The sequence below is a fragment of the Variovorax sp. NFACC27 genome, from assembly GCF_048301545.1.
In the GTDB taxonomy this organism is placed as follows: Bacteria; Pseudomonadota; Gammaproteobacteria; order Burkholderiales; family Burkholderiaceae_C; genus Variovorax; species Variovorax gossypii.
Genome location: NZ_CP157613.1, coordinates 7,931,633 through 7,958,085, shown reverse-complemented (window position 1 = coordinate 7,958,085; position 26,453 = coordinate 7,931,633). Strand labels below are relative to the sequence as shown.

The 26,453-nt window shown below is 68.3% G+C and carries 26 protein-coding genes and 3 pseudogenes; 8 read left to right on the top strand and 21 right to left on the bottom strand.

Annotation, left to right across the window (positions count from 1 at the left end; genetic code table 11):
- Nucleotides 1-50: 50 nt before the first annotated feature.
- The 4 genes and pseudogenes from ABL840_RS37425 to ABL840_RS37410 form a co-directional block, all read right to left on the bottom strand.
- Nucleotides 51-920, bottom strand: a complete 870-nt coding sequence (locus tag ABL840_RS37425) for a TnsA endonuclease N-terminal domain-containing protein (RefSeq protein WP_176947405.1) — start codon at nucleotides 918-920, stop codon at nucleotides 51-53.
- 495 nt (nucleotides 921-1,415) lie between these two features.
- On the bottom strand, nucleotides 1,416-1,673 hold the full coding sequence (locus tag ABL840_RS37420; protein WP_093300026.1) for a DNA-binding protein: 258 nt from the start codon (nucleotides 1,671-1,673) through the stop codon (nucleotides 1,416-1,418).
- Nucleotides 1,674-1,990: 317 nt separating this feature from the next.
- Nucleotides 1,991-2,119: pseudogene (locus ABL840_RS37415) on the bottom strand (3-isopropylmalate dehydratase small subunit); the annotation flags it as partial.
- Nucleotides 2,120-2,124: 5 nt separating this feature from the next.
- Nucleotides 2,125-2,267, bottom strand: a pseudogene (locus ABL840_RS37410) (aconitase family protein); the annotation flags it as partial.
- Between the two features lie 46 nt (nucleotides 2,268-2,313).
- Between ABL840_RS37410 and ABL840_RS37405 the strand changes: the two are divergent.
- Nucleotides 2,314-2,496 (top strand): annotated as a pseudogene (locus ABL840_RS37405) (PLP-dependent cysteine synthase family protein); the annotation flags it as partial.
- A 345-nt stretch (nucleotides 2,497-2,841) separates the two neighbouring features.
- On the opposite strand, the gene ABL840_RS37400 reads toward ABL840_RS37405, so the two are convergent.
- Genes ABL840_RS37400 through ABL840_RS37365 form a run of 8 tightly spaced genes read right to left on the bottom strand, consistent with a single transcriptional unit; the run spans nucleotide 2,842 to nucleotide 9,076 of the window.
- Nucleotides 2,842-3,717: an amidohydrolase family protein gene (locus tag ABL840_RS37400; RefSeq protein WP_093300024.1), complete on the bottom strand. Its 876-nt coding sequence runs from the start codon at nucleotides 3,715-3,717 to the stop codon at nucleotides 2,842-2,844.
- Nucleotides 3,718-3,721: 4 nt separating this feature from the next.
- The gene (locus tag ABL840_RS37395; protein WP_093300022.1) at nucleotides 3,722-4,651 is read right to left on the bottom strand and encodes a VOC family protein; all 930 of its coding nucleotides are present in this window, start codon (nucleotides 4,649-4,651) and stop codon (nucleotides 3,722-3,724) included.
- A 13-nt stretch (nucleotides 4,652-4,664) separates the two neighbouring features.
- Nucleotides 4,665-5,561, bottom strand: coding sequence for a fumarylacetoacetate hydrolase family protein (locus tag ABL840_RS37390; RefSeq protein WP_418116142.1), 897 nt, complete (start codon nucleotides 5,559-5,561; stop codon nucleotides 4,665-4,667).
- Nucleotides 5,562-5,563: 2 nt separating this feature from the next.
- A complete protein-coding gene (locus ABL840_RS37385; protein ID WP_093300019.1) occupies nucleotides 5,564-5,959 on the bottom strand; it encodes a RidA family protein in 396 nt (131 codons plus the stop codon).
- Between the two features lie 29 nt (nucleotides 5,960-5,988).
- On the bottom strand, nucleotides 5,989-7,041 hold the full coding sequence (locus ABL840_RS37380) for an Ldh family oxidoreductase (RefSeq protein ID WP_093300018.1): 1,053 nt from the start codon (nucleotides 7,039-7,041) through the stop codon (nucleotides 5,989-5,991).
- Entirely contained in the window at nucleotides 7,038-7,460 is a 423-nt protein-coding gene (locus ABL840_RS37375; protein ID WP_093300016.1) for a cupin domain-containing protein, read from the bottom strand. Before ABL840_RS37375 ends, ABL840_RS37380 begins: the two co-directional genes overlap by 4 nt.
- Nucleotides 7,461-7,484: 24 nt before the next feature.
- Entirely contained in the window at nucleotides 7,485-8,261 is a 777-nt protein-coding gene (locus ABL840_RS37370) for an ABC transporter permease (protein WP_093300014.1), read from the bottom strand.
- A complete protein-coding gene (locus ABL840_RS37365; RefSeq protein WP_093300013.1) occupies nucleotides 8,261-9,076 on the bottom strand; it encodes an ABC transporter ATP-binding protein in 816 nt (271 codons plus the stop codon). Before ABL840_RS37365 ends, ABL840_RS37370 begins: the two co-directional genes overlap by 1 nt.
- A 127-nt stretch (nucleotides 9,077-9,203) precedes the next feature.
- Between ABL840_RS37365 and ABL840_RS37360 the strand changes: the two genes are divergently transcribed.
- The 3 genes from ABL840_RS37360 to ABL840_RS37350 are packed head-to-tail and all read left to right on the top strand — an operon-like array spanning nucleotide 9,204 to nucleotide 12,589.
- Nucleotides 9,204-10,220, top strand: a complete 1,017-nt coding sequence (locus tag ABL840_RS37360; RefSeq protein WP_093300011.1) for an ABC transporter substrate-binding protein — start codon at nucleotides 9,204-9,206, stop codon at nucleotides 10,218-10,220.
- Nucleotides 10,221-10,253: 33 nt separating this feature from the next.
- Entirely contained in the window at nucleotides 10,254-11,855 is a 1,602-nt protein-coding gene (locus ABL840_RS37355) for an FAD-dependent monooxygenase (protein WP_093300010.1), read from the top strand.
- Nucleotides 11,852-12,589 (top strand): SDR family NAD(P)-dependent oxidoreductase, encoded by a 738-nt coding sequence (locus ABL840_RS37350; protein ID WP_093300008.1) that lies wholly within the window; start codon nucleotides 11,852-11,854, stop codon nucleotides 12,587-12,589. Before ABL840_RS37355 ends, ABL840_RS37350 begins: the two co-directional genes overlap by 4 nt.
- Nucleotides 12,590-12,627: 38 nt before the next feature.
- Here the strand turns inward: ABL840_RS37350 and ABL840_RS37345 are convergent, their stop codons facing one another.
- The 4 genes from ABL840_RS37345 to ABL840_RS37330 all read right to left on the bottom strand — a co-directional run bounded on the left by ABL840_RS37345 (nucleotide 12,628) and on the right by ABL840_RS37330 (nucleotide 16,159).
- On the bottom strand, nucleotides 12,628-13,299 hold the full coding sequence (locus ABL840_RS37345) for a GntR family transcriptional regulator (protein WP_093300007.1): 672 nt from the start codon (nucleotides 13,297-13,299) through the stop codon (nucleotides 12,628-12,630).
- Nucleotides 13,300-13,387: 88 nt separating this feature from the next.
- Nucleotides 13,388-14,377, bottom strand: coding sequence for an AraC family transcriptional regulator (locus ABL840_RS37340; protein ID WP_418116141.1), 990 nt, complete (start codon nucleotides 14,375-14,377; stop codon nucleotides 13,388-13,390).
- 11 nt (nucleotides 14,378-14,388) lie between these two features.
- The gene (locus tag ABL840_RS37335) at nucleotides 14,389-15,186 is read right to left on the bottom strand and encodes an SDR family oxidoreductase (RefSeq protein WP_093300003.1); all 798 of its coding nucleotides are present in this window, start codon (nucleotides 15,184-15,186) and stop codon (nucleotides 14,389-14,391) included.
- Between the two features lie 13 nt (nucleotides 15,187-15,199).
- Nucleotides 15,200-16,159, bottom strand: a complete 960-nt coding sequence (locus ABL840_RS37330; protein WP_093300002.1) for a PDR/VanB family oxidoreductase — start codon at nucleotides 16,157-16,159, stop codon at nucleotides 15,200-15,202.
- A 254-nt stretch (nucleotides 16,160-16,413) separates the two neighbouring features.
- On the opposite strand from ABL840_RS37330, the gene ABL840_RS37325 reads away from it, so the two are divergent.
- On the top strand, nucleotides 16,414-18,753 hold the full coding sequence (locus ABL840_RS37325) for a helix-turn-helix domain-containing protein (protein WP_418116140.1): 2,340 nt from the start codon (nucleotides 16,414-16,416) through the stop codon (nucleotides 18,751-18,753).
- 85 nt (nucleotides 18,754-18,838) lie between these two features.
- On the opposite strand, the gene ABL840_RS37320 is transcribed toward ABL840_RS37325, so the two are convergent.
- From ABL840_RS37320 to ABL840_RS37300, 5 genes are read right to left on the bottom strand one after another with little or no spacing between them, the layout of a single operon-like run.
- Nucleotides 18,839-20,011: an ABC transporter substrate-binding protein gene (locus tag ABL840_RS37320; RefSeq protein ID WP_093299997.1), complete on the bottom strand. Its 1,173-nt coding sequence runs from the start codon at nucleotides 20,009-20,011 to the stop codon at nucleotides 18,839-18,841.
- 49 nt (nucleotides 20,012-20,060) lie between these two features.
- On the bottom strand, nucleotides 20,061-20,789 hold the full coding sequence (locus tag ABL840_RS37315) for an ABC transporter ATP-binding protein (RefSeq protein ID WP_093299996.1): 729 nt from the start codon (nucleotides 20,787-20,789) through the stop codon (nucleotides 20,061-20,063).
- Nucleotides 20,786-21,541 carry an ABC transporter ATP-binding protein gene (locus tag ABL840_RS37310; protein ID WP_093299994.1) on the bottom strand — a complete coding sequence of 252 codons (756 nt, stop codon included), beginning with the start codon at nucleotides 21,539-21,541 and terminating at the stop codon, nucleotides 20,786-20,788. Before ABL840_RS37310 ends, ABL840_RS37315 begins: the two co-directional genes overlap by 4 nt.
- 16 nt (nucleotides 21,542-21,557) lie before the next feature.
- Nucleotides 21,558-22,532: a branched-chain amino acid ABC transporter permease gene (locus ABL840_RS37305; protein ID WP_093300550.1), complete on the bottom strand. Its 975-nt coding sequence runs from the start codon at nucleotides 22,530-22,532 to the stop codon at nucleotides 21,558-21,560.
- 51 nt (nucleotides 22,533-22,583) lie between these two features.
- Nucleotides 22,584-23,504: a branched-chain amino acid ABC transporter permease gene (locus tag ABL840_RS37300; protein ID WP_093299993.1), complete on the bottom strand. Its 921-nt coding sequence runs from the start codon at nucleotides 23,502-23,504 to the stop codon at nucleotides 22,584-22,586.
- A gap of 349 nt (nucleotides 23,505-23,853) precedes the next feature.
- Between ABL840_RS37300 and ABL840_RS37295 the strand changes: the two genes are divergently transcribed.
- The 3 genes from ABL840_RS37295 to ABL840_RS37285 are packed head-to-tail and all read left to right on the top strand — an operon-like array spanning nucleotide 23,854 to nucleotide 26,353.
- Nucleotides 23,854-25,221, top strand: coding sequence for an aromatic ring-hydroxylating dioxygenase subunit alpha (locus tag ABL840_RS37295; protein WP_093299991.1), 1,368 nt, complete (start codon nucleotides 23,854-23,856; stop codon nucleotides 25,219-25,221).
- A complete protein-coding gene (locus ABL840_RS37290) occupies nucleotides 25,218-25,754 on the top strand; it encodes an aromatic-ring-hydroxylating dioxygenase subunit beta (RefSeq protein WP_093299989.1) in 537 nt (178 codons plus the stop codon). Before ABL840_RS37295 ends, ABL840_RS37290 begins: the two co-directional genes overlap by 4 nt.
- Nucleotides 25,751-26,353: a cysteine hydrolase family protein gene (locus ABL840_RS37285; protein WP_093299988.1), complete on the top strand. Its 603-nt coding sequence runs from the start codon at nucleotides 25,751-25,753 to the stop codon at nucleotides 26,351-26,353. Before ABL840_RS37290 ends, ABL840_RS37285 begins: the two co-directional genes overlap by 4 nt.
- The last annotated feature ends 100 nt before the right edge of the window (nucleotides 26,354-26,453 follow it).

Below are 26,453 nucleotides of genomic sequence, written 5' to 3'. Positions count from 1 at the left end.
TTCGGACGTGCGTGACCGAATCTCCCATCCACACCATTCGATCGGGATCTTTACGCGGGACATAAAAGCTCCTGCGCGACATGGGCTCGCAGGCGCCCACCATCGCGCTGCAGCAGCCTCGTCATCTGTATGGGCTGCAGCAGGTCCGCATCAATCAGGCCAGCCCAGGCGGCCATCCGAAAGCTTGCATGCCCGGTGATGAGATCCATGCCCGTGGACGATGCCGCGTGTTCGACGCAAGCTTCTATCGGGTCACTGTCGCAGCGACGCATGAATGCGTGCGCGTAGTCGAAGATCTGCTGCGAAGTCCGAGCGCTCAAGATTTCTGATCGAAGAGGCTCGAGCCAGATGAGATTCTCGTGAAAGACGCTCGGCAGATAGTCTTCGTGAATGACGGCCGCACAGGCGCCAATGGCCTTCGCATACAGAGTTTCCAGGATCAGTCGTTCGCGCGTCCTGCTGTTCTTCGGTGCCTCGGCGATCTTTCTGGGCTTGCACTGGCAAAGGATGAGGCGGTCATCTGGCGGGATGCCGAACCTCACCATCAAGTCGGTGGTGGCAATGAATGGAATCTTCGTGGCGTAGTAGCGGCCATGATCGATGCCGGCCTTCTTTGCAATCTCCAACAATCCTGGTGCTTCCCCCAGGCTTCGGTCTCTGTCCGGGTGCCATCCGAACAAGGGAAGTCGATGCGGATCCGGCCACATCGGCATTTGCTCTCGCACTTCGATGGCGCCGAGCCAGACGAAAATCCTGGCCATTCGATCCTCGTCGTCTGAGAGCAGGTGCAAGCCACGATGCGAGTACAGCGGCGTGTGTTCGACGTGAAGTGTGCTGACCGGCGAGGAGAGGTGACGCCGAATTCGTATCCATGCACAGTAGTTCTCACCGACACTTCCACCAACGCCGGCGTCGATCATGTCGTAGAGACGGTCCCATGTAACCTTGGTGTACCGAGGTAGTACCAGTCCAATAGGGGCCGACGTCCGCCTGAGGCCGCCCCAGTTTTTCTCCGGGATGTACTGGGGGGCGAGAAGAGGGTGTACGAATGAAGCAGAGTGACCGGGGTTGGATACTGATCCAGTGACTCGTGCTTTGGTGAAGCGGAAGGGGGCAGCCTCGAATGGAGGGTAGGTCTGGTAGTAGTCCCCCCGTGCTGTTCCGCCCTGAACATTTCGTTTCGCTAGGCGCCAATCGGAAGAATCGATGCGCGGTTCTTCCCCTGGCTCGGCTGATCGCATTGCCATATCAAGTCCTTTGGCGCGCGCGCATCGCGCGGAGCGCATGGCCATAGGCTTGACTCAAGGCGGCGTAGTGGCGAAACTATGCCCAAGCTCCCCAGCTTGTTCCTCAAGCGAAGCCGAGTACAAAAGCCAAGCGCGGCAACGCTTGGCTTTTGGCTTTTTGGTGCTGGTCTAGTGGGATTCCTCCTTCTTCGTCGGGGACGGCGAAGCGCCTGGTGCAAGTTCTGAAGGCGGCGACTTCAGGCCCAGTGCCACCGCAATGTGATGCGATGCGCCGCGGCGTGCCCGGGACTGCCCGTTCAACACCCTGTAGACGCTGGCCGCGTGAAATCCGTTTGCGCGTGCCCATGCCGTGACTTCTAGACCTCTGTCAAAAAAGTCTTTTCTGACCTGCTCGAGATCGACCGAACTGATGCGTGGGCTATCCATGTGGATGACGGAAAGTTGCGCAAATCCTAGTCAAACGCCCAAATCTCGATCTAAGTGTTTACCCTTGATATCTAGTATTTTCAATCATTTCCAGGAGAGTGTGCGCAAACATTTATTTTGTGCCATTACTACGGCACGAAAGAAATAACGGGGACCGGCGAGTTGAATGTGGAACGATCGAAAGACGAGGATTCACTTGAAGAGGGGTGGTTGGCCAGGGCCGAGGATTCGATGGTTGAAGTTGGACAGACATCGGTGTCGCGGTTCAATACGCACTCTGATCGCTGCCGGCCGCGCGCATCGAAGCGCAGGTCTTACAGCAGCTCTTCCTTCAAACCCGACTTGGCGATCCCGCGCAGGAATTGCTTGGGCATGATCTGATCCGTGTCAAGATTCTCGATGCGCGGTGCGGCGGCGCGGCCCGAAATGCGGCGGTTTGCGCGCATGCCGGCAGCTCCGGCGCGCGAACGTCGGTGATGCGTCCGGTCATGGCCGCAGCGGCCGCCATCGCCGGGCTCATTAGGTGCGTGATCGCATCGCGTCCCTGCCGGCCCTCGAGGTTGGGGTTGTCGTAGAAGCGCAGCGAACGCTATCGCCGAGCACATTCGTTGACGAGGCGACGCGGCTGACCGACGAACGCGGGAGCCACTATATGGACAAGTTCACCTACGCAGAACGTGCTACGGACTCGCGGGTTAACAACAACATCGCGTAGTCCATCTTCGACCAGATGTACGACGAGCCTCATCCGGTGCCGCGGTGGATGGCGATAGGAGCTGGCACCTCCGCCACGATCGGCCGCTACACTCGTTACCAGGGCCATTAAATCCAGCTGTGTATGGTCGGTCCCGAGAACTCCGGTGCCCTCGACTACCAGCAGAGCCGGGACCGGAAGTTCACTAGCAACGAGGCCAGTGGTGTCGTAGGCATGGGCCGACCGCGAGTCGAGCTCTCGTTCATCGCGGACCTGATGGACCGGATGTGCCGGGTGCCGACGGCTGCCTCGTATGCCGCAATGCGCTTGCTGGCGACCCTGGCCGGGCATCGCCTTGGCGGTTCGCATTGAGGGCCGCGCAGTCGCTATCGGTCGCGTTCACGCCCAACTCCATGCCAGGCACGGGTGCGTACGTGACTGGTGCGCCGACTCTGTGTCATCTAAGGCCTTCCCTCAGGGCTTCTCCAGTCCCATGGGAAACGGCCAGTCGGATCCGAAGAGCAGCTTGTCTTCGCCCAGCACCTCCCTGGCCAGGCGCAGGGCCGCAGGGTGGTGGGCAATGCCGTCGGCGTAGAAGCGCCGCGCGGCCTGCAGCGGCGGCTCCACGCCGAGGTCGACGCCCGGCCGCTGGGTGTCGAAACCCTTCTGCAGCCGACCGACCAGGGCGGTGAAGGCGCCGCCCGCATGCGCGAGGCAGAAGCGGATGCGGGGATAGCGCGCGGGGATTCCCGCGAGCACCAAGTGCGAGGCGGCCACGCCGGTTTCGTAGGGGTTGCCGAGCAGGTTCTCCAGGTAGAACTTGGCCAGCCGGGTGTCGGTGCAGGCGCCCGGGTGCAGGAAGGTAAAGACCCCGCGATCGTTCAGCCATTCCCACAGCAGCGCGTAGTGCGCGTCCGAGTACACGATGCTCGGATGCCCGCCCGCGGCGATGGCGACACCGCCAAACGGGGTGTCCTGGTGTTCCGCGATCAGCCGCGCCAGCAGCCCTGGATGTTCGAGCGGCAGGTGCAGCATCGCGGACAGGCGCCCTTCGCTGCGCGCGCAGACCGCGAGTAACTCCTGGTTGACGTAGCGCGCCCACTCGAGCGCCTGGTCCTCGGGCAGGTGCTGGCGGTAGAGCGGCGGCGGAATCGAGACCAGCGCACGCGCGATGGCGTGGGTCCGCATCCACTCGAGTAGGCGCTCGGGCTCGAACAGCGCGCGCACGCCGACGCGGTAACCGTCCAGCTCCAGCGCGGGTTGCTCCGGCAGCCAGCGGACGCCCGGCAGGCCCTCGAGCTGGGCCGCGTTGATGGGCGCCAGGTGCGTGTGAACGTCGAGGTCGGTCATGGGCTCAGCGCGGTTCGAGGTTGGCGTTCATTTCCTTGCCCCAGAATTCGGGCGCCCACTGGGGCCAGATGTAGGGCAGGTCGTTCCAGTCCTTGGACACCCAGGCCTCGCTGATCTTGTCCATGTCGCTGTAGTACTCGATCCAGCTGCCCCAGGGGTCGCGCGTGTAGTGGAAGAGGTTGGAGGCCAGGGCGTGCCGGCCCACGCCGAAGCCTTCCTGGTGGCCGGCCTTGTGCATCTGCAGGCCGCCCAGGCCGACCTCGTCGAGCGAGCCGACGTGGAAGCTGCTGTGCTGGAAGCCGCGGTGGCTGTCCTTGATGAGGCCGAAGCAATGGTGGTCGCGTACCCCCGTGCCGCCCGACATGAAGGAGACCTTGCCCGCGGCGCGGTCGGCGACACGCAGGCCGAGGGCGTCGGCGAAGAAGGCTTCGCTCTTCTCCCAGTCGTCCGTGAACATCAGCAGGTGGCCGAGCTTGCTCGGACGCACCGGCTTGCGCAGGTCCTGCCAGAAGTGCCGGTCGACGCGGGGTTCGGGCGGCGCGGCGGCCGGCGCGGGGGGCTGCAGCGGGGCGCTCGGCACCAGGTTGACCCAGGTGCCCCAGGGGTCCTGGAACCACAGGCCCTCGCGCACGCGGCCGAACGGCGGGGTGAGCGTGCGCACGCTCATGCCGTGCAGGTGCTCCTCGAAGCGCGGCAGGTCCTGCGGCAGGACTGCGAAGGACAGGTGGTGCAGGCGCTTGCTCGCGCCTCCCTGCAGGGCCACCACCTCGGGCGAGGCGGTGGCCGCGAGGCCGGCGTCCGTGTGCATTTGCAGCGCGCCCTGCGCGCGCTTGGCGTTCAGGCCGAACGCGGTGAAGAATTGTTCGGCCACGCCGAGGTCCGGGACCTCCAGGCCGTAGCCGGCCAGGTGCTGAACTCGCAGTACGTTGTCCATGGAAAGTGCTCTTTCAGGTCGAGTAGGTGGAGAGAGCCACCGGGCGCATGGTATTGCGCAGCTCACCGAGGCCGGTGGCGCGCACCACGAGTTCGTCGCCGGCCTTCAGGAAGACGGGCGGCGTTCGCGCGTTGCCGATGCCGCTGGGCGTGCCCGTGAGCAGGATGTCTCCCGCCCTCAGCGTCATGCCGAAGGACAGTTCGCTGATGAGCTGGACCACGCTAAAGGCCATCTGGGCCGCCGAGGCATGCTGCATGCGCGTGCCATTGAGCTCGAGTTCCAGGCTCACCGCCGACAGATCCACTTGGTCGCGCGGCACGATCCACGGCCCCAGGGGCATGGTGCCGTCGATGCTCTTGCCCTTGAGCCACTGGCCGCCGTGGCGGCGCTGCAGGTCGCGCTGCGACACGTCGTTGGCCAGGCAGTAGCCGAACACATGGTCCATGGCCTTGTCCTGCGGGATGCTGCGGCCCGTGCGGCCGATGACGACGACGATCTCGGCCTCGTAGTCCCACTTGGCCGAGAGGGCTGGGTCGAAGGCGATGGCCTGCGTCGGGCCGATCACGGCATCGGGGCCCTTGGTGAAGAAGGTCGGCGCGTCGGGCTTGGGCACGTCCTGGCCCTCACGCTTGCCTTCGCTTTCGTGGAAGTGGTCCCAGTAGTTCCAGCCCGTGCACAGCACGTCGCGGTGGAAGCGCCGGATCGGCGCCAGCACCTCGACCTGTTCCAGCGCGAAGCGGTCGGCCTGGCCGGTGCGGACCCAGGCCTGCACGTTCTTCATCGCATCGTCGCCGCCTTCGATGATGGCGACCAGGTCGCCCAAGTCGGACGGCAGCAGCACGCCCCCCTGCGCGTCCAGCAGGCAGGCGACACGTTCGGCCCCTTGGGCCCGCACAGTTCCCAGCTTCATCGTCATTGCGGGATGACCGCGATGGCGCTGATCTCGATCAGGTAGTCGGGCGACACCATCTTGGCCACTTCGACCATGGTGGAGGCGGGCAGCGGGTTGGCGAAGTACTCGCTGCGCACCTTGTGGATGGCACTGAAGTGCTCGATGTTGCGCACGTAGACGTCCACTCGGCAGATGTCGCTGAGGGTGCCACCCGCGGCCTCGACGGCGGCCTTGAGGTTCTCGCACACCTGGCGGGTCTGCACCGACACATCGCCGATGCCGGCCACGGTGCCGTCCTGGGTGCGCGCGGTCATGCCGGAGATGAAGACCAGGCGGCCCTTGGCCTCGATGGCGGTGGCCTGCGAGAAGTGGCCGTTGGGGGTGGCGAGCAGGGGGGAGGTGATCTGGGTTTTCATGAGGGGTTTTCCAGGAGTGAACGAGAAGGTCAGGCGGGGAGGCGTTCGGCAATGCCGGCGTCCGCGGAGAGTCGGTTGAGCTTGTGTGCCAGGTCGCCCGAGATCGGGCAGTGCGCGCCGTTGCTGGCGTGGCGCGCGCGTTCGAGGTCGCCGGGTGCGTAGATGCGCTCGGTGTCGGGCGCGCGTCGGGAATCGCGGATGGCCTGGGCGAAGCCGGCCACCTGCGGTGCGATGCCGGCGCCGCCGTGGAGGCGCGCGGCGTCGATGGCGATGAAGGCATGCGAGCAGTCGTAGGGCTTGTCGAGCTCGCCGTAGAGCGGGCGCACCGCGGCGCCCACCGCGCCGTCGGCGAGCGCCCCGCACAGCAGGTCGATGGCCACGGCCAGGCCGAAGCCCTTGGGCCCCGCGGCGGGCAGCAGCATGCCCTGGATGGCCTCGGTGGCCGAGGTCGTGGCCTGGCCCGCGGCGTTCGTGGCCCAGCCCGGCGGGATCGGCTCGCCCTTGGCTTCGGCCAGGCGGATCTTGCCCATGGCGGTGGCGCTCATCGCCATGTCGACCACCAGGGGCTCGTCCTCGCGCGCGGGGAAGGCGATGGCCATGGGGTTGTTGCCGACCACGCGCTCGGCCCCGCCCGGTGCGGGCATCAAGGGCCGGGTGTTGGAGAACGCGAAGCCGACCATGCCCGCGGCGGTGAACTGGCGCGCCCAGTAGGAGGCCGTGCCGAAGTGGAAGGAGTGCCGCACGCTGACCACGCTCACGCCGTGCTGTCGGGCGCGGGCCGTGGCGAGCGCGACGGCCGCGCGGGCCGAGACCTGGCCGAGCGCGTTCCGCGCCGACATCACGACCAGGCCACCGTGGTCTTCGACGACCACGGGCTCGGCGTGGGGGTCGACGCTGCCCTGGCCGATGCGCTGCAGGTAGAGCGGCACCATGGTGACGCCGTGCGAGGCCACGCCTTCGAGGTCGGCGCAGACCAGCGAGTCGGCCACGCCGTCGGCCTTAGCGGCGGCCAGGCCGTGGGCGCGGAAGAGGGCGGCAGTCAAGCCGCGCAGGGCGTCGGCGCTGACGCTGAGCTGGCTCATTGCGCGTCCTTGGGGTCGGTGTACCAGTCGGGCACCTGGGGGTAGTGCGGGCCGTCGTAGACCTCGACGACCACCGTTTCCTCGTGCGCCAGCGTCGGGCCGTGCACGTTGCCCTTGGGGTTGCAGTAGAAGGAGCCGGGCAGCAGCGTCACGCCAGTCTTCGTGTACTCGTACTTTCCGCTCAGGCAGTACATGAACTGGTTGGACGCGTGGCTGTGCGGCTTGGGAATGCTCGCGCCCTTAGCGAACTTGATCAGCGCGATGGAGGCGCCGGTCTGCTCGTCGCGCCAGAGCATCTTCTCGGCGACGCCGGCAAGCGACTTCTCGCGCCAGTCCATGCTGGCGGTGGCGATGAGGATCTCGTCGAGGGAGGGTGCGCCGGGCAGGTCGATCGCCGGCGGCGTGGCGGGGGATGTCATCGGGTATCTCCTTGAAGGGTTGTGTCAATGGGTTGGCGGTGCGGGCGGCAGCCAGCCGGCGATCGCCCGTTCGGCGAGGACGACCATGAAGTAGGTGGCCATGCCCAGCGCCGAGAGGGCGAAGAGGGCGGCGAAGGCCAGCGGCGTGTTGATCTGCGAGGTGGCGCTGAGCAGCAGGAAGCCCAGGCCTTCGCTGGAGCCGACGAACTCGCCGATCACGGCGCCGATGACGGCGAGCGTCACGGCCACCTTGGAGCCTGTGACCACGAAGGGCAGGGCGGCCGGAAAGCGCACCTTGGCGAACAGCTGCCAGGGCGAGGCGCGAAGGCTGCGCGCCAACTCCAGCAGTTCCTTCGGCGTGGACTGCAGGCCCGCGGCGGTGTCGACCACGATGGGAAAGAAGGCCACGAGCCAGGCGATGGCGAGCTTGGACTCCATGCCGGTGCCCAGCCAGACGAGCAGCAGCGGAGCCAGCGCGACCTTGGGCACCGACTGCAGCGCGACCAGCAGCGGGTAGAACATCAGGTTGATCCAGCGGAAGGTGGACACCGCCACCGCGAGCGGAATGCCCAGCAGCAGTGCCAGGACGAAGCCGTACAGGGTGGCCTTGAAAGTGACCCAGCCGTCCTGCAGCAGCGCGGGCCAGAACTGCACGGTGGCCTGCAGCACCTGCCAGGGCGTGGGCAGCACGGCCGTCGGCAGGGACGCGAGCACGCAGACGGCCTGCCACAGCGCGAGGGCCAGCACGGTGCCGGCGACGGGGTAGGCGCATCGCTTCAGTGCGGACGAAACGCTGTTCATCAGTGGGCATCCTCCGAGAGCGCGGGGGTGGTGTCGTACGGGGTGATGACGCCAAGCGCCTCGCCGGCCTCGCGTTGCGCCTTGGCGAAGGCCCCGTCGAAGCGCGTGCCGCGGTGGCGCTCGCTGCCCAGAGCGGGCCGGATCTCCAGCGCCACCCGCGCCGGGCGGCGGCTGAAGACCAGGACCTTGTCGCCGAGGTAGACCGCCTCCGAGATCGAGTGCGTCACGAATAGCACGGCGGCCCCGGTCTGGCGGCGCACGTCGAGCAGCAGGTCGTTCATGTCCAGGCGCGTCAGTTCGTCGAGTGCGCCGAAAGGCTCGTCCATGAGCAGCAGCTTGGGCTCGTGGATCAGCGCGCGGCACAGCGACACGCGCTGTTGCATGCCGCCCGAGAGCTGGTGCGGGCGTGCGCCCTCGAACGCCTCCAGGCCGACCAGGGACAGCAGGTCGCGAGCCCGCTTGCGCGCCGCGGCGTCGCTGCGCTTGAGGATCTCCATGGGAAACAGCACGTTGTCCAGCACGCTGCGCCAAGGCATGAGGCCAGGCGCCTGGAACACGAAGCCGTAGTCGCCATAAGGGCCGTTCACGTCGCGGCCGCCGATGCGCACCGTGCCCGAGGTGCGCGGGATCAGGCCGGCGACGATGCGAAGCAGGGTCGTCTTGCCGCAGCCGCTGGGGCCGAGCAGGGAGACGAACTCCCCCTGCTCGAAGCTGAACGACGCATCGTCCAGTGCCACCAGGTCCTGCGTGGCCTTGCCCCCGAGTTCTCTGGCCGAGAACACCTTTCGGGCGCGATCTATCACTCCATATGCCAAGTGAATCTCCTCGTTCTTGTGGACGCGGCCGCGAAGGCGGGATGCCGGTCGTTTATCCGCTGATATTGCCTGTGCAATACCTTATGATATATTACATGGCATGTCAATCAACCACCCGAGGTGACGGATGAAGGTCCTGAAAGTTGTTCTGGCTGCGGTCGCGGCGGTCCTGGCGCTGGGCGGCACCGCGCAAGCCCAGACGGGCGGCGGTGAGAAGGAGATCCGCTTCGCGCTCGACTTCATTCCCCTGGGTCGGCACGCGCCCTGGTACGTGGCCCTGTCCAAGGGCTACTTTAAGGAAGAGAAGCTCAACGTGAGCATCCTGCCCACCAAGGGCACGGCCGACGCCGTGCGCTACGTCGAGTCCGGCCTCGCGGAAATGGGCTTCATCGATATCCCCAGCCTTGTGGCGGGCGGCGCGGCGGGCGCGTCGGTGCGCATCGTGGCGGGCATCTACCAGAAGGCGCCGTACTGCGTGTTCAGTCTCGACCCGGGCGCCAACGTCGTGTCGCCCAAGGACATGGTCGGCTTGGAGATCGGCTCCAGCAACGCCTCCTTCATGCCGCGCATCTTTGCCGCGTTCATGAAGATGAACAGCCTCGATCCGTCCACGCTCAAGGTCGTGAACATCGATGCCGCGGCGCGCGTGCCCATGCTGGTGTCCAAGAAGGTGCCGGCCATCGACCAGTTCCTGATGGGCGAGCCCTCCATCCGCCGCGCCGTGGGCGGCGCCGGCACGCCCAAGTGCCTGCTGCTGGCCGACCATGGGCTGGACATCTACGCCAACAGCATCGGCGTGAAGGACGACTTCCTCAAAAGCCACCCGGAGGCCGTCACGGGCTTCGTGCGCGCCGCCCTGCGCGGCTGGAAGGACGCGCTGGCGAACCCGGAAGAGGCTGCGCGCATCCAGACCAAGTACCTCAAGGCGCTCGATCCCGCCATCGTGGTCGAGGAACTGCAGATCCTCAAGCGCATCGCGCTCACGCCGGACGTGGTGCAGAACGGCTTCGGTACCATGTCCAAGGACAAACTGCGCCGAACGGTGAACTTCATCAGCCAGAACATCGAGATCGCCGGCGGCGCGCCCGACCCGGACCGCCTTTTCGTCGAAGGCTTCCTGCCGGCGACCCCGATCAAGCCCTAGGCGATTCCCAGCCCGAAGACGCGAACACCGCACATGCAGAACAACAACCCCAAGCAACTACCCGTGGCCATCGTGGGCGCGGGCCCCATCGGACTGCTGACGGCGCTGGGCCTGGCGAGCCAGGGCGTGCGCTGCGTCGTCTACGAGGACGACCGGCACCTCTCGCTCGACACCAAGGCCGGCACCATCCTCTCGCGCACGCTGGAGATCTTCCGCCGCTACGGCGTCGCCGACGAGGTGCTGGCCAAGGCCTTGCGGGTCGACGAAATCGGCGAGATCGACCGCCAGACCCAGCGCTCGACCTTCCCCGTGCTCCTGAGCGAGATCGGCGCGGAAACGCGCTACCCCTTCGTCATCAACCTGCCGCAGCAGGACCTGGAGCCCATCCTTGCGCAGTCGCTGGCCCGGCACCCGCTGGTGGAGCTCAAGCTGGGCCACCGGCTCGAGTGCTACGAAGACCACGGCGACCACGTGAGCCTGCACCTGCACACTGCGGAGGGCGAGATCCGGGCCGAGGCGGTGTTTCTGCTGGCGTGCGATGGCGGCCGCAGCACGGTGCGCGCGCAGATGGGCGTGGTCGTGGAGGGCATGTCGCTCAACACCAAATACGCACTGGTCGATCTGGTGGTCGATCTCGACACCGAGAACCCGCGCGACTACCCCTACCTCGCATACTTCGCCGACCCCAAGGAATGGATGATCCTGGTGCGGCACCCTCACTGCTGGCGCTTCCTGTACCCCATGGCCGAGGGCGCGCCCGAGCCGACGGCCGAGGAGCTGCGCGACAAGTCGCTTTCGTTCATCGGCGACGTGAGCAACGTCCAACTGCTCAACAAGGTGACCTACAACGTGCACCACCGCGTGGCGCAGGAGTGGCGCCGCGGGCGGGTGTTCCTGATGGGCGACGCCGCGCACCTGATCACACCGATGTGGGCGCTGGGGCTCAATACCGGCGCGCTGGACGCGTCCAACCTGCCGTGGCGGCTGGCGTGGTACCTGCGCGGCTGGGCCGACATCGCCGTGCTGGACGGCTACGAGCGCGAGCAGCGGCCGCTGGCCATCCACGGCTCGGGCGAAATGGCCGAGGCGGCGCGCCAGTCCATGGCCAAGCGCGGCGACGCGGGCGCCCTGAGCGACAACAACTGGAGCAATGCCTGCACCCGCACCATGCTGGGCGTGACGCTCGACGTCGAAGGCAAGGGCGAGTGGTCCATGGTGGTGCGGGAAACGCGCCCGCCCGCATGCGCGGGTGCGCGGCTGCCGGACTACCTGCTGCACACGCCCGAGGGACGGCAGGCGCGCGCCCACGACCTGTGTTCGGGTCGGTTCACGGCGTTGTACTTCAGCGACGTGCGCCGCCGGCCCGCGATTCCTGTCAACGGTTCCCCGGCCTTGCGGTACTGGGTGGTTTCGCGCTACGACGCGCCGCACGACAGCGGGCTGCGCGACCGCAGCCTGCTGGACCCGGGCAATGCGCTCATGAGCCGCCTAGGCGTGGCGCCCAATACGCTGGTGCTGGTGCGCCCGGACGAGTACATCGCCGCCATCGTGCCGATGGATGGGACGCTGAATCAGGCCGCCGCGCTGTACGAGCGCATCGTGGGTCTGCCCCCCGTGATGGAGAAACCCCTGTGAAAGCCAGCTTCGACTTTGCCGGCCACGTCGTCCTCGTCGCGGGCGCGGCCTCGGGCATCGGCCGCGCGACCGCGCTCTCCTGCCTGCAGGCCGGCGCGACCGTCCTGGCGATGGACATCGACGCCGCGGGCCTTGCGGCCCTGCCGCCCCAGGCGCGCCTGCTGACACAGGCGGTCGATATCTCCCAGTCCGACGCGGTGCGCGCTGCGCTGCGGCAATGGCTGGCGCGCGTCGGTCGCATCGATGGCGCGGTGCTGACCAGCGCCATCCAGCGGCGCACGCCGATCGACGAAACCAGCGACGCCGAATGGCAGCGCCACATGGACGTCAACCTCTCGGGCGTCTTCTACCTGCTGCGCGAGCTGTTCCCCGTGATGAAGGCGCAGCGCTCGGGCTCGATCATCGCCTTTACCTCGGGCTTGGCGAGCAACGGCTGGATCGGCGCGGCCGCTTACGCGGCCACCAAGGCCGGCATCGTGGGCCTGGTGAAGTCGGCGGCGCTCGAGTTGCGTTCGCACGGCGTGCGCATCAACGCGCTCTCCCCGGGCCTGGTGGCCACGCCCGTGTTCCTGGATTCCGCGAGCGCCGCGGAGCTCGAGATGTACGAGCGCACGCTCGGGGTGTCGACACCGGAGGAGGTCACGCCGACGCTGATGCACCTGCTGTCGGACGCCGCGGTGTCGATCTCGGGCAACGTGATCGAGCGCCGGCTGATCCCTCGCGCGGAAGCCTGAGCCAACGCCTGAGCCGGCCCGGGGCGGCCCGCGCAGCCTCAGCGCTCGAGCGAGCCGGCCAGGATGCGGTCGTGCAGGGAGCGCAGGTGCTCTTCCATGGCCTTGCGCGCGCCGTTGGCGTCTCGCTCAATGATGGCCTTGAGGATGTTCGTGTGCTCGCGCTGGTTGACGACCAGGCCGTCCTCCTTCATCACGCGCAGGTGCCAGATCAGCTCGGAGCGTTCGTGCAAGGGGCGCTGGGCATCGGCCAGGATCTGGTTGCCCGCCGCTTCCGCGATCAGCCCGTGGAAAGCCCGGTCGAGCTTCATGAAGGACATGCGCTCGCTCTGGTTCACGATGCGCTTGGACTCGGTCACCAGCTGCTTGAGCTCGGCCACCTGCTCCTTGGTGGCGCGCGTGGCCGCCAGGGCCGCGATGTTGGGCTCCATGGCCAGCCGGGCTTCGAGCAAGGTGAGCATGTCCTGCAGCGAATCGGGGCGGATGACCAGGCCCTTGCGCGGAATGACCTCGATCAGGCCCTCGGCCTGCAGGCGGTGCACCGCCTGGTGCACCGGCATGCGGCCGATGTCGAGCAGCTCCATGAGTTCACGCTCGTTCACGAACAGGCCCGGCCGCAGCTGCAGCGTGAGGATGCGGCGCTTGAGCTCCTGGTAGGCCTGTTCGGCCAGCGACAGGGAGGGCGATTCGTTGGAGGCGGCTTTTCTGGGCATGGCGGCGAGCGGAACACTAGGCAAGGACCGCCGCGGCGCGGTGGTGACTTACCTTAGATATATCACACAATGCAAGCCCGGGCCGCGCTCAGGGCGAGGCTTGTGTCTCGCTGGGCAGTTCGCCGAAGCGGCGCTGGTAGTACGCGGAGAAGCGCCCCAGGTGACCGAAGCCGCAGCGCAGCGCGACCTCGGCGATGGAGTGCGCGTCCCCGCGCCTGAGCTGAGCGCGCGCGGCGTCGAGCCGCTGCAGCCTGAGCCAGGCCATGGGGCGCACGCCGAAGGCGCGCGTGACGTGCGTGTGCAGCGTGCGTTCGCTGACACCCGCGGCTTGCGCCACGTCGCCCAGCGCGATGGGCGAGGCGAGGTTGGCCTGGATGTAGCGGCCCGCGGCCTTGAGCACGCCGCCGTGGCCGCACGGCGCGGCCAAGTCCGCGCCCGCCTGCTCGCTCGCGAGCGTCAACAGGAACAGCGCCAGGCCCGTTTCACAGTGCCGCTCCCAGGCCGGGTGCGCGCCGCGCGCGCCCTCGGTGGACGGGCCGAGCGCGATGAGGGACTGCACGATCGGCCGCCAGCGCGCGCCGTCGACGCGGTCGATGACGGCGAGCGGGGCCGGCCAGGGCGGCGCGCCGCTGGCGGCATCGGGCCCGAGCCCGGTGTCGCTGGCGGTGGCGCGCAACAGCCCGTGCGGCACCCGCAGCAGCAACTGCTCGCTGCCGGGGCTCCAGCGCACGCGCAGGGCGTGGCGCGGCGACAGCAGCGCCGACTGCCCGCTGCCCAGCGACAGCGCTTGGCCATCGCAGACGATGTCGGCGCTCCCGCTCAGTGGGATCTGGATCAGCGAGAAGTCCTCGAACGCGGGGCTCAGGATTTCCGCCTCGGGGCCGTAGCGGATCAGCAGCATGCGGACCGAACGCAGCGGCAGCGCGCACAGCGAGGCGTCGACCTTGCCCTGCCCGATGCGCAGTTCGTGGTCCGCGATCCAGCGGCCGTGCACCGCGCGGGCCTCCTGGGGGTTGGTCGAGCGGAACACCCGCCGCCGATAGAGCGGCGAGGCGTCGACGCCAGGGGCGGCGGACATCGGCGCGCGGCTCAGCCGCCCGAGCCTTCGAACCAGTCGCGGGCCGAGGCGCCCTGGTCCGGGCCCAGGCTGGAGAAGCCGCCATCCACCGCGATGTCGGTGCCCGTGATCCACGAGGCCTCGTCGCTGGCAGCGAAGGCCACGACCCGGCCCACCTCGGCGCCATCGCCCACGCGGCCCAGCGGGTGCGTGATGCCGCCCACGCGGTCGGCAATGCTGCGCGAACCGTGCGCCATGCGCTCAAGCGATGGCGACCAGGTCCAGGCCGGCGACACCGACAGCACGCGGATGCCGCGCGGCGCCAGCGTGACGGCGAAGTTGCGCGTGATCTGGATCATGGCCGCCTTAGAGGCCGGGTAGATGGCGCGGTTGGCCGTGCCGAACTTGCCGCCCACGCTGCCCAGGTTGACCACCACGGCGCCACGGCCCATGTGCGGCTCGACCTTCTGCGTGAACACCGCCGCCGACACCAGGTTGACGTCCAGTGTGGCGTGCCATTGCGCGCGGCTGGAGGCCAGGCCGGCGTCGTCGTAGATGCAGGCGCAGTTCACCAGGATGTCTATCTGGCCGTTGACGGCCAGGGCCTGCGCCACACAGCGCTCGATCGCCTGGTCGTCGGTGATGTCGGCCTCGATGGCGGTGGCCGTCGCGCCGATCTCGGCGGCCACCGCCGTGCCTGCCGGCAGGCCGCGGCCCACGATGAAGACCCGTTGTGCACCCTCGTGCGCCAGGGCGCGGGCGATGTCGGCGCCGATGCCCTGGGTGGCGCCGGTGACGATGGCCACCTTGCCGTTCAGTCTTTGTGTCATGGGGGCTCCGGTGTCAAAGGGCCAGCACCAGGCGCTCGCCGCGCGCGCGCGAGACGCAGATGCAGAAGTTGCCGGCCTCGTGCTCGCGCGCCGACAGGCAGATGTCGCGGTGGTCGGCGTCGCCGCCAAGCACACGCGCCACGCAGATGCCACAGTCGCCCCGGCGGCAGTCGAACAGCGGGTCCAGGCCGGCGCTTTCCATCGCCTCCAGGATGGTCTGGTCGGCCGCCACCGACAACGTGAGCCCCGAGTCCTTGAGTTCGACCTCGAAGGCGCGGTCGCCTTGCGCCGCCAGCGCGCCGGTGAACAACTCGCAATGCAGCCGTTCTTCCGGCCAGCCGAGTTGGCGCGCGGTGTCGAGCACCGCGGCGATGAAGGGCTTGGGGCCGCAGACGTGCAGGTGCCGCTCGGCGATGGGCGGGCCGATCACCGTGGGCAGGGGAATGCCGCGCGAGGGGTCGCCTTCGTCGAACCAGCAGGTGGCGCCCGCCAGCGCCTCGACCTCGCCCGCGTAGGCGGCGAGCTCGCGGCTGCGCGCCACGTAGTGCATTTCGTGGGGCAGGCCCTGGCGTTCGAGCTCGAGCGCCATGCACAGGATGGGCGTGATGCCGATGCCTGCGGCCAGCAGCAGCGGCCGCTGCTGTTGGCCCTGCAGGGGAAAGAGGTTGCGGGGCGGGTTGGCGGTGAGGGTGTCGCCGCTTTGCAGGCTGTGCACCCAGCGCGAGCCACCGCTGCCGTTTTCTTCGAGCTGCACGGCGATTTCCAGCGCGTTCGCGCCGGCCGAGGGCCGCACCAGCGAATACGCGCGGTGCAAGGGGGCTGTGTTGGCCGTGCCGGGCACATGCAGTTCGATGTGGGCGCCGGCCTCGTAGGCGGGCAGGGGCGCGCCATCGGCCAGGCCCAGCACGAGTTTGCGCACCCGCGGGGTGAGGGTCTCGATGTGCCGGACGTGAAGGGCAAGCGTGGATTCCATGGGGGCCTCGTCGATCGCGGTCTGTCGGTTCGCCGCGCGCCGGTGCGCACGGTGAAATCAATGTAGCGAGGCGGGGCGCGAGAAAAAAGCCAGCATCGGCAGTCCTTGTCCGTTTTCGACGCCGGCGCCGCACGGCGGATCGCCGTCCGGCGGCGCGCCCCGTCGGCATGGTGTAACCCCTCTTGCGCGCCGGGCCGGCGCGCGGGCATCGTTCTTGCAAATTGCACGACCCCACGTGTGCTTGCCGGTGTGTCATGACCCTTGCCTTTGCCCCAGCCCCCACGGGCCTCGCGAGCGCGCGCTCGCCCGCCCAGCTCGATCTCACACCGCTCTACGAGCGCTGCGTGTTCCGTTCCGCGGTGCGCAGCCGCTTCCACCAGTCGCTGCGCGACTCGCTCAACGACCACGAGGTGCAATGGGGCGCCGGCGATGCCGACGCCGTCATGTGGAGCGCCGCCACGCCGCGCCTGCAGCTCATGGTGTTGCGCTACGGCTCCGAGGTCGAGATCCGGCCGCGCCCCTTCGAGGATTTCGGCCTGATGCAGATGCCGCTGCGCGGCTCGATGCAGGTGGAGTCCGCGGGCGGCCGCCACGACGTGGGCCCCGGCCAGGTCGCGGTGCTGTCCTCGCGCGACCCGCTCACGCTGCGCTGGAGCGAAAGCTGCGAGCAGATCATCGTGCGCATGCCGCATTCGTTGCTGCGCAGCGGCGCCTCGAGCATCCGCAGCCCGGGCCGCGCGCCCGACGGGCAGCAGGTGTTCGTGCTGGAGAGCGAAGCGGCGCGGCAATGGGGGGCGCTCCTGCAATCGCTGCTGAACACCTTGCCGGCCAGCGACGCCGCTGACAGCGCGGCATCGCCCTTGCGCGACCCGGCGTGGATACACCACCTCGAAGACGGCATGGCGCTGTTCACCACGCTGCACATGCGCCAGCGTGCGCGCGAAGGCGCAACCACCGAGCCGGGCCCGGCGGCGCCTGGCGCCTCGGGGGGCTCCTCGGCCCGCCTGCAGGCCGCCGAGCGCTGGGTGCGCACGCGGCTGTGCGCACCGCTGGCGCTGGAAGACCTGGCGCGCGCGGCCGGCGTGAGCTCGCGCACCTTCTACATGGACTGCATGCGCCAACTGGGCGTGGGCCCCATGGCCTGGCTGCGCGACCTGCGGCTCGACAGCGCGCGGCGGCAACTGCTCGCCGACCCCGGCCGCAACATCACCGACGTGGCCATCGATTGCGGCTTCACCCACCTGGGGCGCTTCTCCGCCTACTACCGCGAACGCTTCGGCGAACTGCCCAGCGAGACACCGTGGCGCGCGCGCTGCGCTAGCCACCGGCCGGCCCCGACCGCTCGCTGCGTGCGCGGCGCTTGCGGAATACGGACACAGATGGCGGCGCCGCTTCGGCCACCGGATAGCGCCCCGTCCAGGGCCTTCCTAGACTGGGGCCTCACTGCCCGCGCACGCGCCCCCCGGGCGCGGCACCAGTGCCTGCCCCTCGCGTTCGGTCGCGAGCGTTCCCAACGTGTCACCCGAGCTTCAATGAACACCGACGCCTCTCCCTCTCCTTATGTGCACAACGCCTGGTACGTCGCGGCCTGGGCGAAGGACCTCGTGCACGCGATGCGCGCGATCACCATAATGGACCGACCCGTGCTGCTGTACCGCACCGAGGACGGCCGCCCGATCGCGCTGGAGGACCGCTGCTGCCACCGGCGCGTCCCGCTGTCACGCGGGACCCTGATCGGCGACACCGTGCAGTGCGGCTACCACGGCTTCACCTTCGATTGTTCGGGCCAGTGCATCGCCATTCCCAACCAGGAGCAGATCCCGCCGCGTGCGCGCGTGAAGGGCTACCCGGTGTGCGAGAAGCACCACCTGGTCTGGATCTGGATGGGCGACCCGGCCCGGGCCGACGAAGCGCTGGTACCGGACTTTTCGGTGCTGAGCGACCCGCGCCATGCCTGGGAGCGCGACTACATGCACGCCCAGGGCAACTACCGGCTCATCGTCGACAACCTCAACGACCTGAGCCACCTGAGCTTCGTGCACAGCTCCACCATCGGCAACGCGGCCACCGCGCTCGCGGAGCTGGAGGTCAGCGACGGCGAGCAGGGCGTCACCCAGACGCGATGGATGATCGACACGCCGCCGCCGCCCACGTACCAGCGCCTCGCGGGCTTCGGGGGCCCCATCGACCGCTGGCAGGTCATCGCCTTCCTGCCGCCGACGACGGTGCGCATCCGCACCGGCGGGCGCGCGCGCAGCAACGGCGAGCGCAACTTCGACGGCGACGACACCATCGGCATGGTCGCGCTGCACGCCATCACGCCCGAGACGGCCACCACCAGCCACTACTTCTGGGCGCAGACGCACGACTTCCGCACCGATGAACCCGCGGTGACGCAAAGCCTGTTCCAGGAAATCAAGAAGGCCTTCCACGAAGACCTCGAGATCTTCGCGCTGCAGCAGGCCGCGATCCTGAACGACCCGAACGGCGAGGAGATCAGCTGCCGTGCCGACCGCGCGCAGATCGCAGTGCGCCGACACATTCAGCGCCTGCTGCAACAGGAGAGCAGCGGGGCGCCCGCCAGCAAAGATTGATCGCCGCGGCACAAAAAAGGGCCCCGCGGCCTTGCGGTCGGCGGGGCTCCGGGGGGCAGCCGGCACGCCGGCTGCGGGCCAGGCATCAGGGCAGCTTGCACTGCGCGGCGTAGGGGTCAGCGTGGTTGGGCAGGATCTCCCCGACGAGCTTGTTGGCGATGCGGCCCGACGCGTCCTTCTGCACCACGCGCATGTACAGCGTGTGGATCGGGAACTGGTTGTTGTTGAATTTGAACGGCCCGCGCAGCGAAGGGAACTGCGCCTCGCGCAGGGCCTTGCGCAGCGCATCGCGGTCGGCCACCTTGCCGTCGACGCGGCGCACGGCGTGGTCGATGAGCAGCGCGGTGTCGTAGGCCTGGGCCGCGGTCATGGTGGGGGCGCGGCCATAGGTCTTGGTGAAGTCTGCCACGAACTTCTGGTTTAGCGCGCCGGGCAGGTCGGCTGCCCAGTGCGAGGCGTTGTAGACGCCGACCATGGGTTCGCCCACCGCGCGCAGCGTGTCTTCATCGGCGGAGTAGCCCGGCGCCAGCAGCGCGATCTGTTTGGTCAGGCCGGCGGCCTCGAACTGCTTGATGAAGTTCACGCCCATGCCGCCGGGCAGGAAAAAGAACACCGCATCGGGCCTGGACGCGCGCAGGGTTGCGATCTCGGCGGCGTAGTCGAGCTGGCCCATCTTGGTGTAGATCTCCTCCACGATCGGCGCCGTGTACTGGCGCTTGAAACCGATCGCCGACTCGCGGCCGCCCGGGTAGTTGGCCGCGATCATGGCCACGCGCTTGTACTCGCGCGTGGCGGCGAAGCGGCCCATGGCCTGGGGGATGTCCTCGTTCTGCCAGGCGGCGACGAAGAAGTTCTTGTGGCACTTGGCGCCTGCGTAGTCCATGGGGCCGGTATTGGTGCTGATGTAGACCGTGTCGCTGGCCAGGATGGTGGGAAGCACCGGCAGCAGCACGTTGGAGTACACGACGCCGGTGAGTATGTCGACCTTGTTGAGCTTGATGAAGCGGTCCACGCTCTGGCGCGCGCTGTCCGGGCTCAGCTGGTCGTCCACGACCTGCAGGTCCAGCGGCAGGCCGCCGAGCCGGTCGCGGTTGTGTTTGACCGCGAGCGCGAAACCGTCGCGCGTGTCCTGGCCGAGCGCGGCGCCCGGCCCCGACAGCGTGGTGAGGAAACCGATCTTCAAGGGGGTGTTCGCCATCGCGGCGGGCGCGGCCAGCAGCGAGGCGGTCAAGGTCAGGGCAGACAGCAGAAGCTTCATTGGGGTCTCCGAAGCAGGGTGGTACAAAAAGGGCGGGAAAGGGAAGGGGTCACAGGCTGAGGTAGCGCGACCACAGCGTGCGGTCGGCGTCGAGCGCGGATGAGGTGCCCTGCCAGGCCACGCGGCCCTTCTCGACGATGATGTGGTGGTCGGCCAGGCGGATCAGGCGGTCTACGAATTTGTCGATCACCAGCGTGGTCTGGCCCTCGCGCCGCAACAGGGCCAGGCAGCGCCAGATTTCTTCGCGGATCAGCGGGGCGAGGCCTTCCGTGGCCTCGTCGAGGATCAGCAGGCGCGGCTGGGTCGACAGCGCGCGCGCGATCGCCAGCATCTGCTGTTCGCCGCCCGAGAGTTGGTTGCCGAAGTTCTTCTGCCGCTCGGCCAGGCGCGGGAAAAGGCGGAACAGGCTGTCCACGTTCCAGTGCGTCGACGCCGAGGCGCCCGGCCGGGGCTTGCGGTAGAAGGCCTGCAGGTGCTCGCGCACGGTCAGGTTGGGAAAGCACTGGCGCCCCTCGGGCACCACCGCCACGCCCAGCCGGGCGATGGCGTCCGAGGCCTGGCCGTCGATGCGGCGGCCGTCGAACTGCACCTCGCCGTTCAAGGGCTTGAGCTGGCCCAGCACGGTTTTCACCGTGGTGCTCTTGCCCATGCCGTTGCGGCCGAGCAGGCCGACGACCTCGCCCGCGGCGATGTCTAGGTCGATGCCGAAGAGCACCTGGCTGCGGCCGTAGCCGGCTTGCACGCCGCGGCAGGAGAGGAGGGTGTTGCCACGGCTCATGCGTTCACCTCGCTGCCCAGGTACACGTCCCGGACCTGTTCGTTGTTGCGGATCTCATCGGGCGTGCCCGAGGCCATCACCCGGCCGTACACCAGCACGGAGATGCGGTCGGCCAGACGGAAGACGGCGTGCATGTCGTGTTCGATCAGCAGGATCGCCATCGACTGGCGCAGCTTCTCGATCAGCTGGGCCACGCGTTCCGACTCGTCTTGCCCCATGCCGGCCATGGGCTCGTCGAGCAGCAGCAGCCTGGGCCGCGCCGCGAGCGCCAGTGCCACGTCGAGCTGGCGCTGGGCGCCGTGCGGCAGGGCGCCGGCGGTGTGGGCCAGGCGGCCCTCGAGGCCCACCATCTGCGCGAGGTCGAGCGCGTGCTCGTTGATCTCGGCGTGCCGGTCGCGCCGGCCCCAGGGGTGCCAGTAGCCCGGCAGGTGCGACTGCGCGGCGAGGCGCAGGTTGTCGAGCACGCTGGCGGCCGGAAAGATGCTGGTCACCTGGAAGCAGCGCGAGAGGCCGGCGCGCACGCGGGCGTGCGCGGACAGGCCTTGCAGTTCGCAGCCGTCGAGCGTGATGCGGCCCTCATCGGCGGGCAGCAGGCCCGAGATCAGGTTGACCAGGGTGCTCTTGCCGGCGCCGTTGGGGCCGATGAGCGCATGGACCTGACCAGGGTGCACATCGATGCTGACGTTGTCGGTCGCCAGCAGGCCGGGGAAGGACTTGCGCAGCCCTTGGGTGGAGAAGAGAGGCTTGGCCATCGGGTCCTCGCGGGGGTCAGTGGGCGGTTGCAGGCTTGCCGCGCCGATGGAGCTGGGCAAGCCCCTGCGGCACCGCCAGCACGATCAGGATCAGCAGGGCGCCGAGCGGCCAGTGCCAGTACTCTGTGGATTGGCGCAGCACCTCTTCGAGCACCATCCACACCGTGGTGCCGATGGCCGCGCCCCAGGGGCGCGCGACGCCACCGAGCACCAGCATGACCAGCAGGATGGAGGACTGCGACCAGTGGATGCTCGAGGGGCTGATGAAGCCGTTGTGCATGATGAGCAGCGAACCCGACAGGCCCGCTATCGCGCCCGCCAGCGTGAAGGCGGCCAGGCGCAGCCGGAAGACCGGATAGCCGAGCGCGGTCATGCGCGCCTCGTTGTCGCGGACGCCGCACAAGGCCTTGCCGTAGCGGCTGCCCAGCAGGTACTGCAGGCCCGCGAAGCAGGCTGCGGCGAAGGCCAGCACGAGCCAGAAGAAGGTGGCGCTGTCGTCCAGGCTCAGGCCCGGGCCGGCTTGCGGCCGAAACGGCAGGTTGTAGCCGTCGTCGCCGCCGTAGATGCGCATGGACACCGCGAGGTAGTACAGCAGCTGCGCGAAGGCCAGCGTGATCATGATGAAGTACACCCCGCGCGTGCGCAGCACCACCGTGCCCATCAGGCAGGCCACCAGGCCGGCGCACACGCCGCTCAGGGCCCACAGCGCCCAGGCCGATTGCACGCCCGCCTCGACGAAGGCGGCTACCGTGTAGGCGCCGACGCCGACGAAGCCGGCGTGTCCCAGCGCCACCATGCCGCCGTAGCCGACCAGCAGGTTCAGGCTGGCGGTGGCGAGCACGACGATGAGGATGCGGCGCGCGAAGTCGAGGTAGTAGTACTGGTCGGTGGCGGCGGCCCACAGGGGCAGCGAGGCCAGGACCGCCAGCACGATCCAGGGCACGAAGGTGGGGGCGCCGAAGCCGCGCTCCCGGGGGGCGTTCAGGCGCATCGGGCTCGCCGAGGTGATAGGAGTGCTCATGGGGAAGCTGCTTTCTGGGGTTCAGCCGCGGGCCGGGAACAGGCCGCGGGGTTTGAAGAAGAGCACCGCCACCATCAGCAGGTACATGGTCATGCCCGCGAGGGCCGGTGAGGTGTCGGCCACCAGGGCCGGTGGCATGAACTGCTTGAGCAGCGCGGGCGCGAAGGCGCGCCCGACGGTCTCGACGGTGCCCACCAGCAAGGCGCCCACGAGCGCGCCGCGCACCGAGCCGATGCCACCGATGACGATGACGATGAGCGCCGGGATCATGATGGTCTCGCCCATGCCGTTCTGCACCGCCGATAGCGGGCCCATCAGCGCGCCGGCCAGGCCCGCGAGCGCGGCGCCCAGTAGGAAGATCACCGAGAACACCTGCTTGACGCGAACGCCCATCAGCTGCGCCATGGCGCGGTTCGAGGCGCCTGCGCGCACCAGCATGCCCAGCCGCGTGTGGTTCACCAGGGCATAGAGCAGCGCGGCGACCGCCAGTCCCGCCACTAGCACCAGCACGCGGTACGAGGGGTAGGCCCAGTCGCTCGTGATCTGGATCGGCTGGCTGAAGGCCTGGGGCGCGCCCGCGATGATGGGCGCGGCGCCCCAGGTCGCCTTGACGACGTCGTCGACGATGAGGATCACGCCAAGCGTGGCGACCACCTGGACCAGGTGGTCGGACACGTACAGGCGCCGCATCAGCGCGATCTCGAGCGCCAGCGCCAGCAGCACCGTGCCCACGACCGCGCCGGCCACGGCCAGCACGAAGGAGCCGGTGTAGAGCGAGAGGGTGGCGCCGATGTAGGCGCCCATCGTGAAAAGCGAGCCATGCGCCAGGTTCATGGTGTCCATCACTCCGAAGACGAGGGTGAGGCCGGCGGCGAGCAGGAACAGCATCAGCCCGTAGCCCAGGCCATTGAGCAGCTGCTCGGCAATGAGGGTGGAAGACATCAGCGGTCCCGTCCTTCGTGGAGGAACGGGGAGGCGGCGTGGACAAGGGGATCGGGCTTCACGAGGTTCTCCTGAGGGTTCGAGGGCGTGAAGAAAGTCTAGGGACGCGCGCTGGAATTCGATATCCGCAGCAGGAAGCCGCTGTCCGCTTTTCGCAGCGCTGGCGCAAGCCTTCATGGGGTTTGCACGGAGGCGGTGCACGCGCTCCGTTCGCGGTGCACGGACGCTGCCGAATCTGGACAGCGCGCGGCCTGGCCGATGTGGAAGTTGGCTAGCGCGCGCCTTGGGCTGCGCTCAGACTTGCAGCCACCCCTTTCCCTTCATTGCTCCTCATCGACGAGACACACCCATGACGAACGACGAACTGGCAAAGCTGTTCAGGCCGGGCAGCGTGCACAAACGGCTCTACACCGACAAAGACATCTTCGACCTGGAGATGAACCGCATCTACGGCCAGGCCTGGATCTACGTGGGCCACGAAAGCCAGGTGCCCAGGCCCGGTGACTACCACGCGACGCGCTTAGGCGATCAGGACGTGCTGATGGTGCGCGCCAGCGACGGCCAGGTGAACGTGCTCTACAACCGCTGCCCGCACAAGGGCGCCAAGCTGGTGACCGAAGGCGACGGCTGCGCGGGCAAGTTCTTCCGCTGCCCTTACCACGCCTGGACCTTCAAGCTCGATGGCACGCACATGTCGCTGCCGCTGCGCGCCGGCCTGGAAGGCACCTGCTACAGCGCCGACAACCCCGACTTCTCCATGAAGCGCCTGGCGCGCGTGGACCAGTACCGCGGTTTCGTCTTCGCCTCGCAGAGCGCGAGCGGGCCCGACCTGCGCGAGTTCCTCGGCGGCAGCGCGAGCACCATCGACAACCTGTGCGATCGCTCGCCGGTGGGCGAGGTCGAGGTGGCGGGCGGTGTGTTCCGCGTCATGCAGCAGTCGAACTGGAAGGTGTTCTACGAGAACCTGCACGACACCATGCACGCGCCGGCCACGCACGAGTCCTCGGTTGTCGCCGCGCGCGAGCAGTCCAAGGCCATCGGCGAGATGCCTTTCGAGCTGCTGATCCAGGAAGGCAATGGCGAACCCTGGGCCTTCTGGGAAGCGCTCGAGCTGCGCGCCTATCCCTACGGGCACGGCTACATGGAAGGCATCTTCGACCCCAACGCGGCCGAGAAGGACGCCGTCACCAAGGCCCACCAGGCCTCGCTGATCGCCGCGCACGGCGCCGAGCGCGCGCGCGAGATCATGGGCATGAACCGCCACAACACCATCATCTACGGCAGCGGTTCGCCCCACAATGTGTTCCAGCAGTTCCGCGTCATCCGCCCGATCGCGGTGGACCGCACGCTGATCGAGATCCAGGTGTTCCGCTGCAAGGAGGCGCCGCAGGCGGTGTTCGACCGCGCCCTGGTCTACGCCAACCTCATCAACTCGCCCTCGTCCAACGTCATGCCCGACGACGTCGAGCTCTACCGCCGTTGCCAGGAGGGCAATAGCACGCGCGGCGGCGACTGGGTGTCGCAGCACCGCTACCTCGGCACCGACAAGTCCATGCCCGACGGCGGTGCCGTGTCCATCAATGGCACCAGCGAACTGCCCATGCGCAACCAGATGGCCGCGTGGCGCCACTACATGCTGGGCGACGACGTGTCCCCCGAACAAGAAGCGGCCTGGACCGGCCGCACCCCATTGAGTACCGCAGGAGCCCTGGCGTGAACCTTCTAGATCGAACCTTCGACCACTCGACCGTGCCGGTGAGCGGCGCGAAACTCGACGTGCAGGCCATCCGCGGCGTCGAGCAGTTCCTCTTCAATGAAGCGCGCCTGCTGGACGAACGCCGCTTCGACGAATGGCTGGGCCTGTGGACGCCCGAGGGACGCTACTGGGTGCCGCGCCACCATGGGCAGCAGTCGCCGTTCGACCAGATCTCGATGTTCTGGGAAGACGCGGTGCTGCGCGAGTTGCGCGTGCGCCGCATCACCAACCCGCGAAACTGGTCGCAGCAACCCGTGACGCGCAGCAGCCGGCTCGTGGGCCAAGTGCAGATCGACGGCCTCGACGCCGAAGGCCGGCTGATCGTGTCGTCCAGCATGCAGCTCACTGAGTACCGGCTGGACCAGCGGCAGCTCGCCGCGCGCGTGTTCCACAAGCTCGAGTCGGGCGATGACGGGCGCTGGCGGCTGCACCTCAAGTGCGTCAACCTGGTCAACTTGGACGCGATCTTCTCGAACCTCGAGGTGTTTCTGTGACACCCGTCACCACTGCCGTGCTGGCGCTGCACTACCAGAACGAGGTGCTGCACCCGGACGGCAAGATTCGCGTCGGCGTCGATGCGAACGACCCGCGGCGGGCGGCGGTGGTGGGCGCGGGGGCGCAGCTGCTCGCGGGCGCGCGCGAACGCGGCTGGCCGGTCATGCACGTGCGCATCGCCTTTCGCTCCGACTACTCGGACTGCCCGGTCAACACGCCGGTGTTTCGCAAAACCGTCGAGCTCGGTGCGGTCAAGGATGGCGAGTGGGGCGCGGACTTTCTCGACCGGCTGGTGCCGCAGGCGCGGCCCCGCGAGTTTGTGTTCACTCACACGCGCATCAGTGGCTTCGCGGGCACCGCGCTTGAGCAGACCCTTCGCATGCTGGGCGTGACGCGCCTCTTGGTGGGCGGCGTGGCCACGCACTCGGTCGTCGAGGGCACGGTGCGCGACGCAGCCGACCGTGGCTTCGAGGTCTGGGTCGCGCAGGACGCCTGTTCTGCTGGCACGCGGCAGACGCACGAGGCCGCGCTGGCGAGCATGTCGCTCATCGCCACCATCACCGACGTGCCCAGCGGCTTCGCGGCGCTGGACGCGTAGCGGCCTGAGCGGGCGGCGGGTTGCGCCTGATCGCGGCCGCGCACCGTGGTGCCCTGGCCGCGCCGCCTTGGCCAGTAACGGCAATGCTTATCCATTTTCC

Coding starts and splice junctions, on each gene's coding strand:
- ABL840_RS37325 (WP_418116140.1), top strand. CDS start 16,414: ATGACCCTTGCCTTTGCCCCAGCCCCCACGGGCCTCGCGAGCGCGCGC.
- ABL840_RS37310 (WP_093299994.1), bottom strand. CDS start 21,541: ATGGCCAAGCCTCTCTTCTCCACCCAAGGGCTGCGCAAGTCCTTCCCC.
- ABL840_RS37380 (WP_093300018.1), bottom strand. CDS start 7,041: ATGAGCCAGCTCAGCGTCAGCGCCGACGCCCTGCGCGGCTTGACTGCC.
- ABL840_RS37340 (WP_418116141.1), bottom strand. CDS start 14,377: ATGTCCGCCGCCCCTGGCGTCGACGCCTCGCCGCTCTATCGGCGGCGG.
- ABL840_RS37315 (WP_093299996.1), bottom strand. CDS start 20,789: ATGAGCCGTGGCAACACCCTCCTCTCCTGCCGCGGCGTGCAAGCCGGC.
- ABL840_RS37355 (WP_093300010.1), top strand. CDS start 10,254: ATGCAGAACAACAACCCCAAGCAACTACCCGTGGCCATCGTGGGCGCG.
- ABL840_RS37330 (WP_093300002.1), bottom strand. CDS start 16,159: ATGGAATCCACGCTTGCCCTTCACGTCCGGCACATCGAGACCCTCACC.
- ABL840_RS37320 (WP_093299997.1), bottom strand. CDS start 20,011: ATGAAGCTTCTGCTGTCTGCCCTGACCTTGACCGCCTCGCTGCTGGCC.
- ABL840_RS37375 (WP_093300016.1), bottom strand. CDS start 7,460: ATGACATCCCCCGCCACGCCGCCGGCGATCGACCTGCCCGGCGCACCC.
- ABL840_RS37425 (WP_176947405.1), bottom strand. CDS start 920: ATGATCGACGCCGGCGTTGGTGGAAGTGTCGGTGAGAACTACTGTGCA.
- ABL840_RS37360 (WP_093300011.1), top strand. CDS start 9,204: ATGAAGGTCCTGAAAGTTGTTCTGGCTGCGGTCGCGGCGGTCCTGGCG.
- ABL840_RS37370 (WP_093300014.1), bottom strand. CDS start 8,261: ATGAACAGCGTTTCGTCCGCACTGAAGCGATGCGCCTACCCCGTCGCC.
- ABL840_RS37395 (WP_093300022.1), bottom strand. CDS start 4,651: ATGGACAACGTACTGCGAGTTCAGCACCTGGCCGGCTACGGCCTGGAG.
- ABL840_RS37335 (WP_093300003.1), bottom strand. CDS start 15,186: ATGACACAAAGACTGAACGGCAAGGTGGCCATCGTCACCGGCGCCACC.
- ABL840_RS37345 (WP_093300007.1), bottom strand. CDS start 13,299: ATGCCCAGAAAAGCCGCCTCCAACGAATCGCCCTCCCTGTCGCTGGCC.
- ABL840_RS37305 (WP_093300550.1), bottom strand. CDS start 22,532: ATGCGCCTGAACGCCCCCCGGGAGCGCGGCTTCGGCGCCCCCACCTTC.
- ABL840_RS37400 (WP_093300024.1), bottom strand. CDS start 3,717: ATGACCGACCTCGACGTTCACACGCACCTGGCGCCCATCAACGCGGCC.
- ABL840_RS37295 (WP_093299991.1), top strand. CDS start 23,854: ATGACGAACGACGAACTGGCAAAGCTGTTCAGGCCGGGCAGCGTGCAC.
- ABL840_RS37300 (WP_093299993.1), bottom strand. CDS start 23,504: ATGTCTTCCACCCTCATTGCCGAGCAGCTGCTCAATGGCCTGGGCTAC.
- ABL840_RS37385 (WP_093300019.1), bottom strand. CDS start 5,959: ATGAAAACCCAGATCACCTCCCCCCTGCTCGCCACCCCCAACGGCCAC.
- ABL840_RS37390 (WP_418116142.1), bottom strand. CDS start 5,561: ATGAAGCTGGGAACTGTGCGGGCCCAAGGGGCCGAACGTGTCGCCTGC.
- ABL840_RS37420 (WP_093300026.1), bottom strand. CDS start 1,673: ATGGATAGCCCACGCATCAGTTCGGTCGATCTCGAGCAGGTCAGAAAA.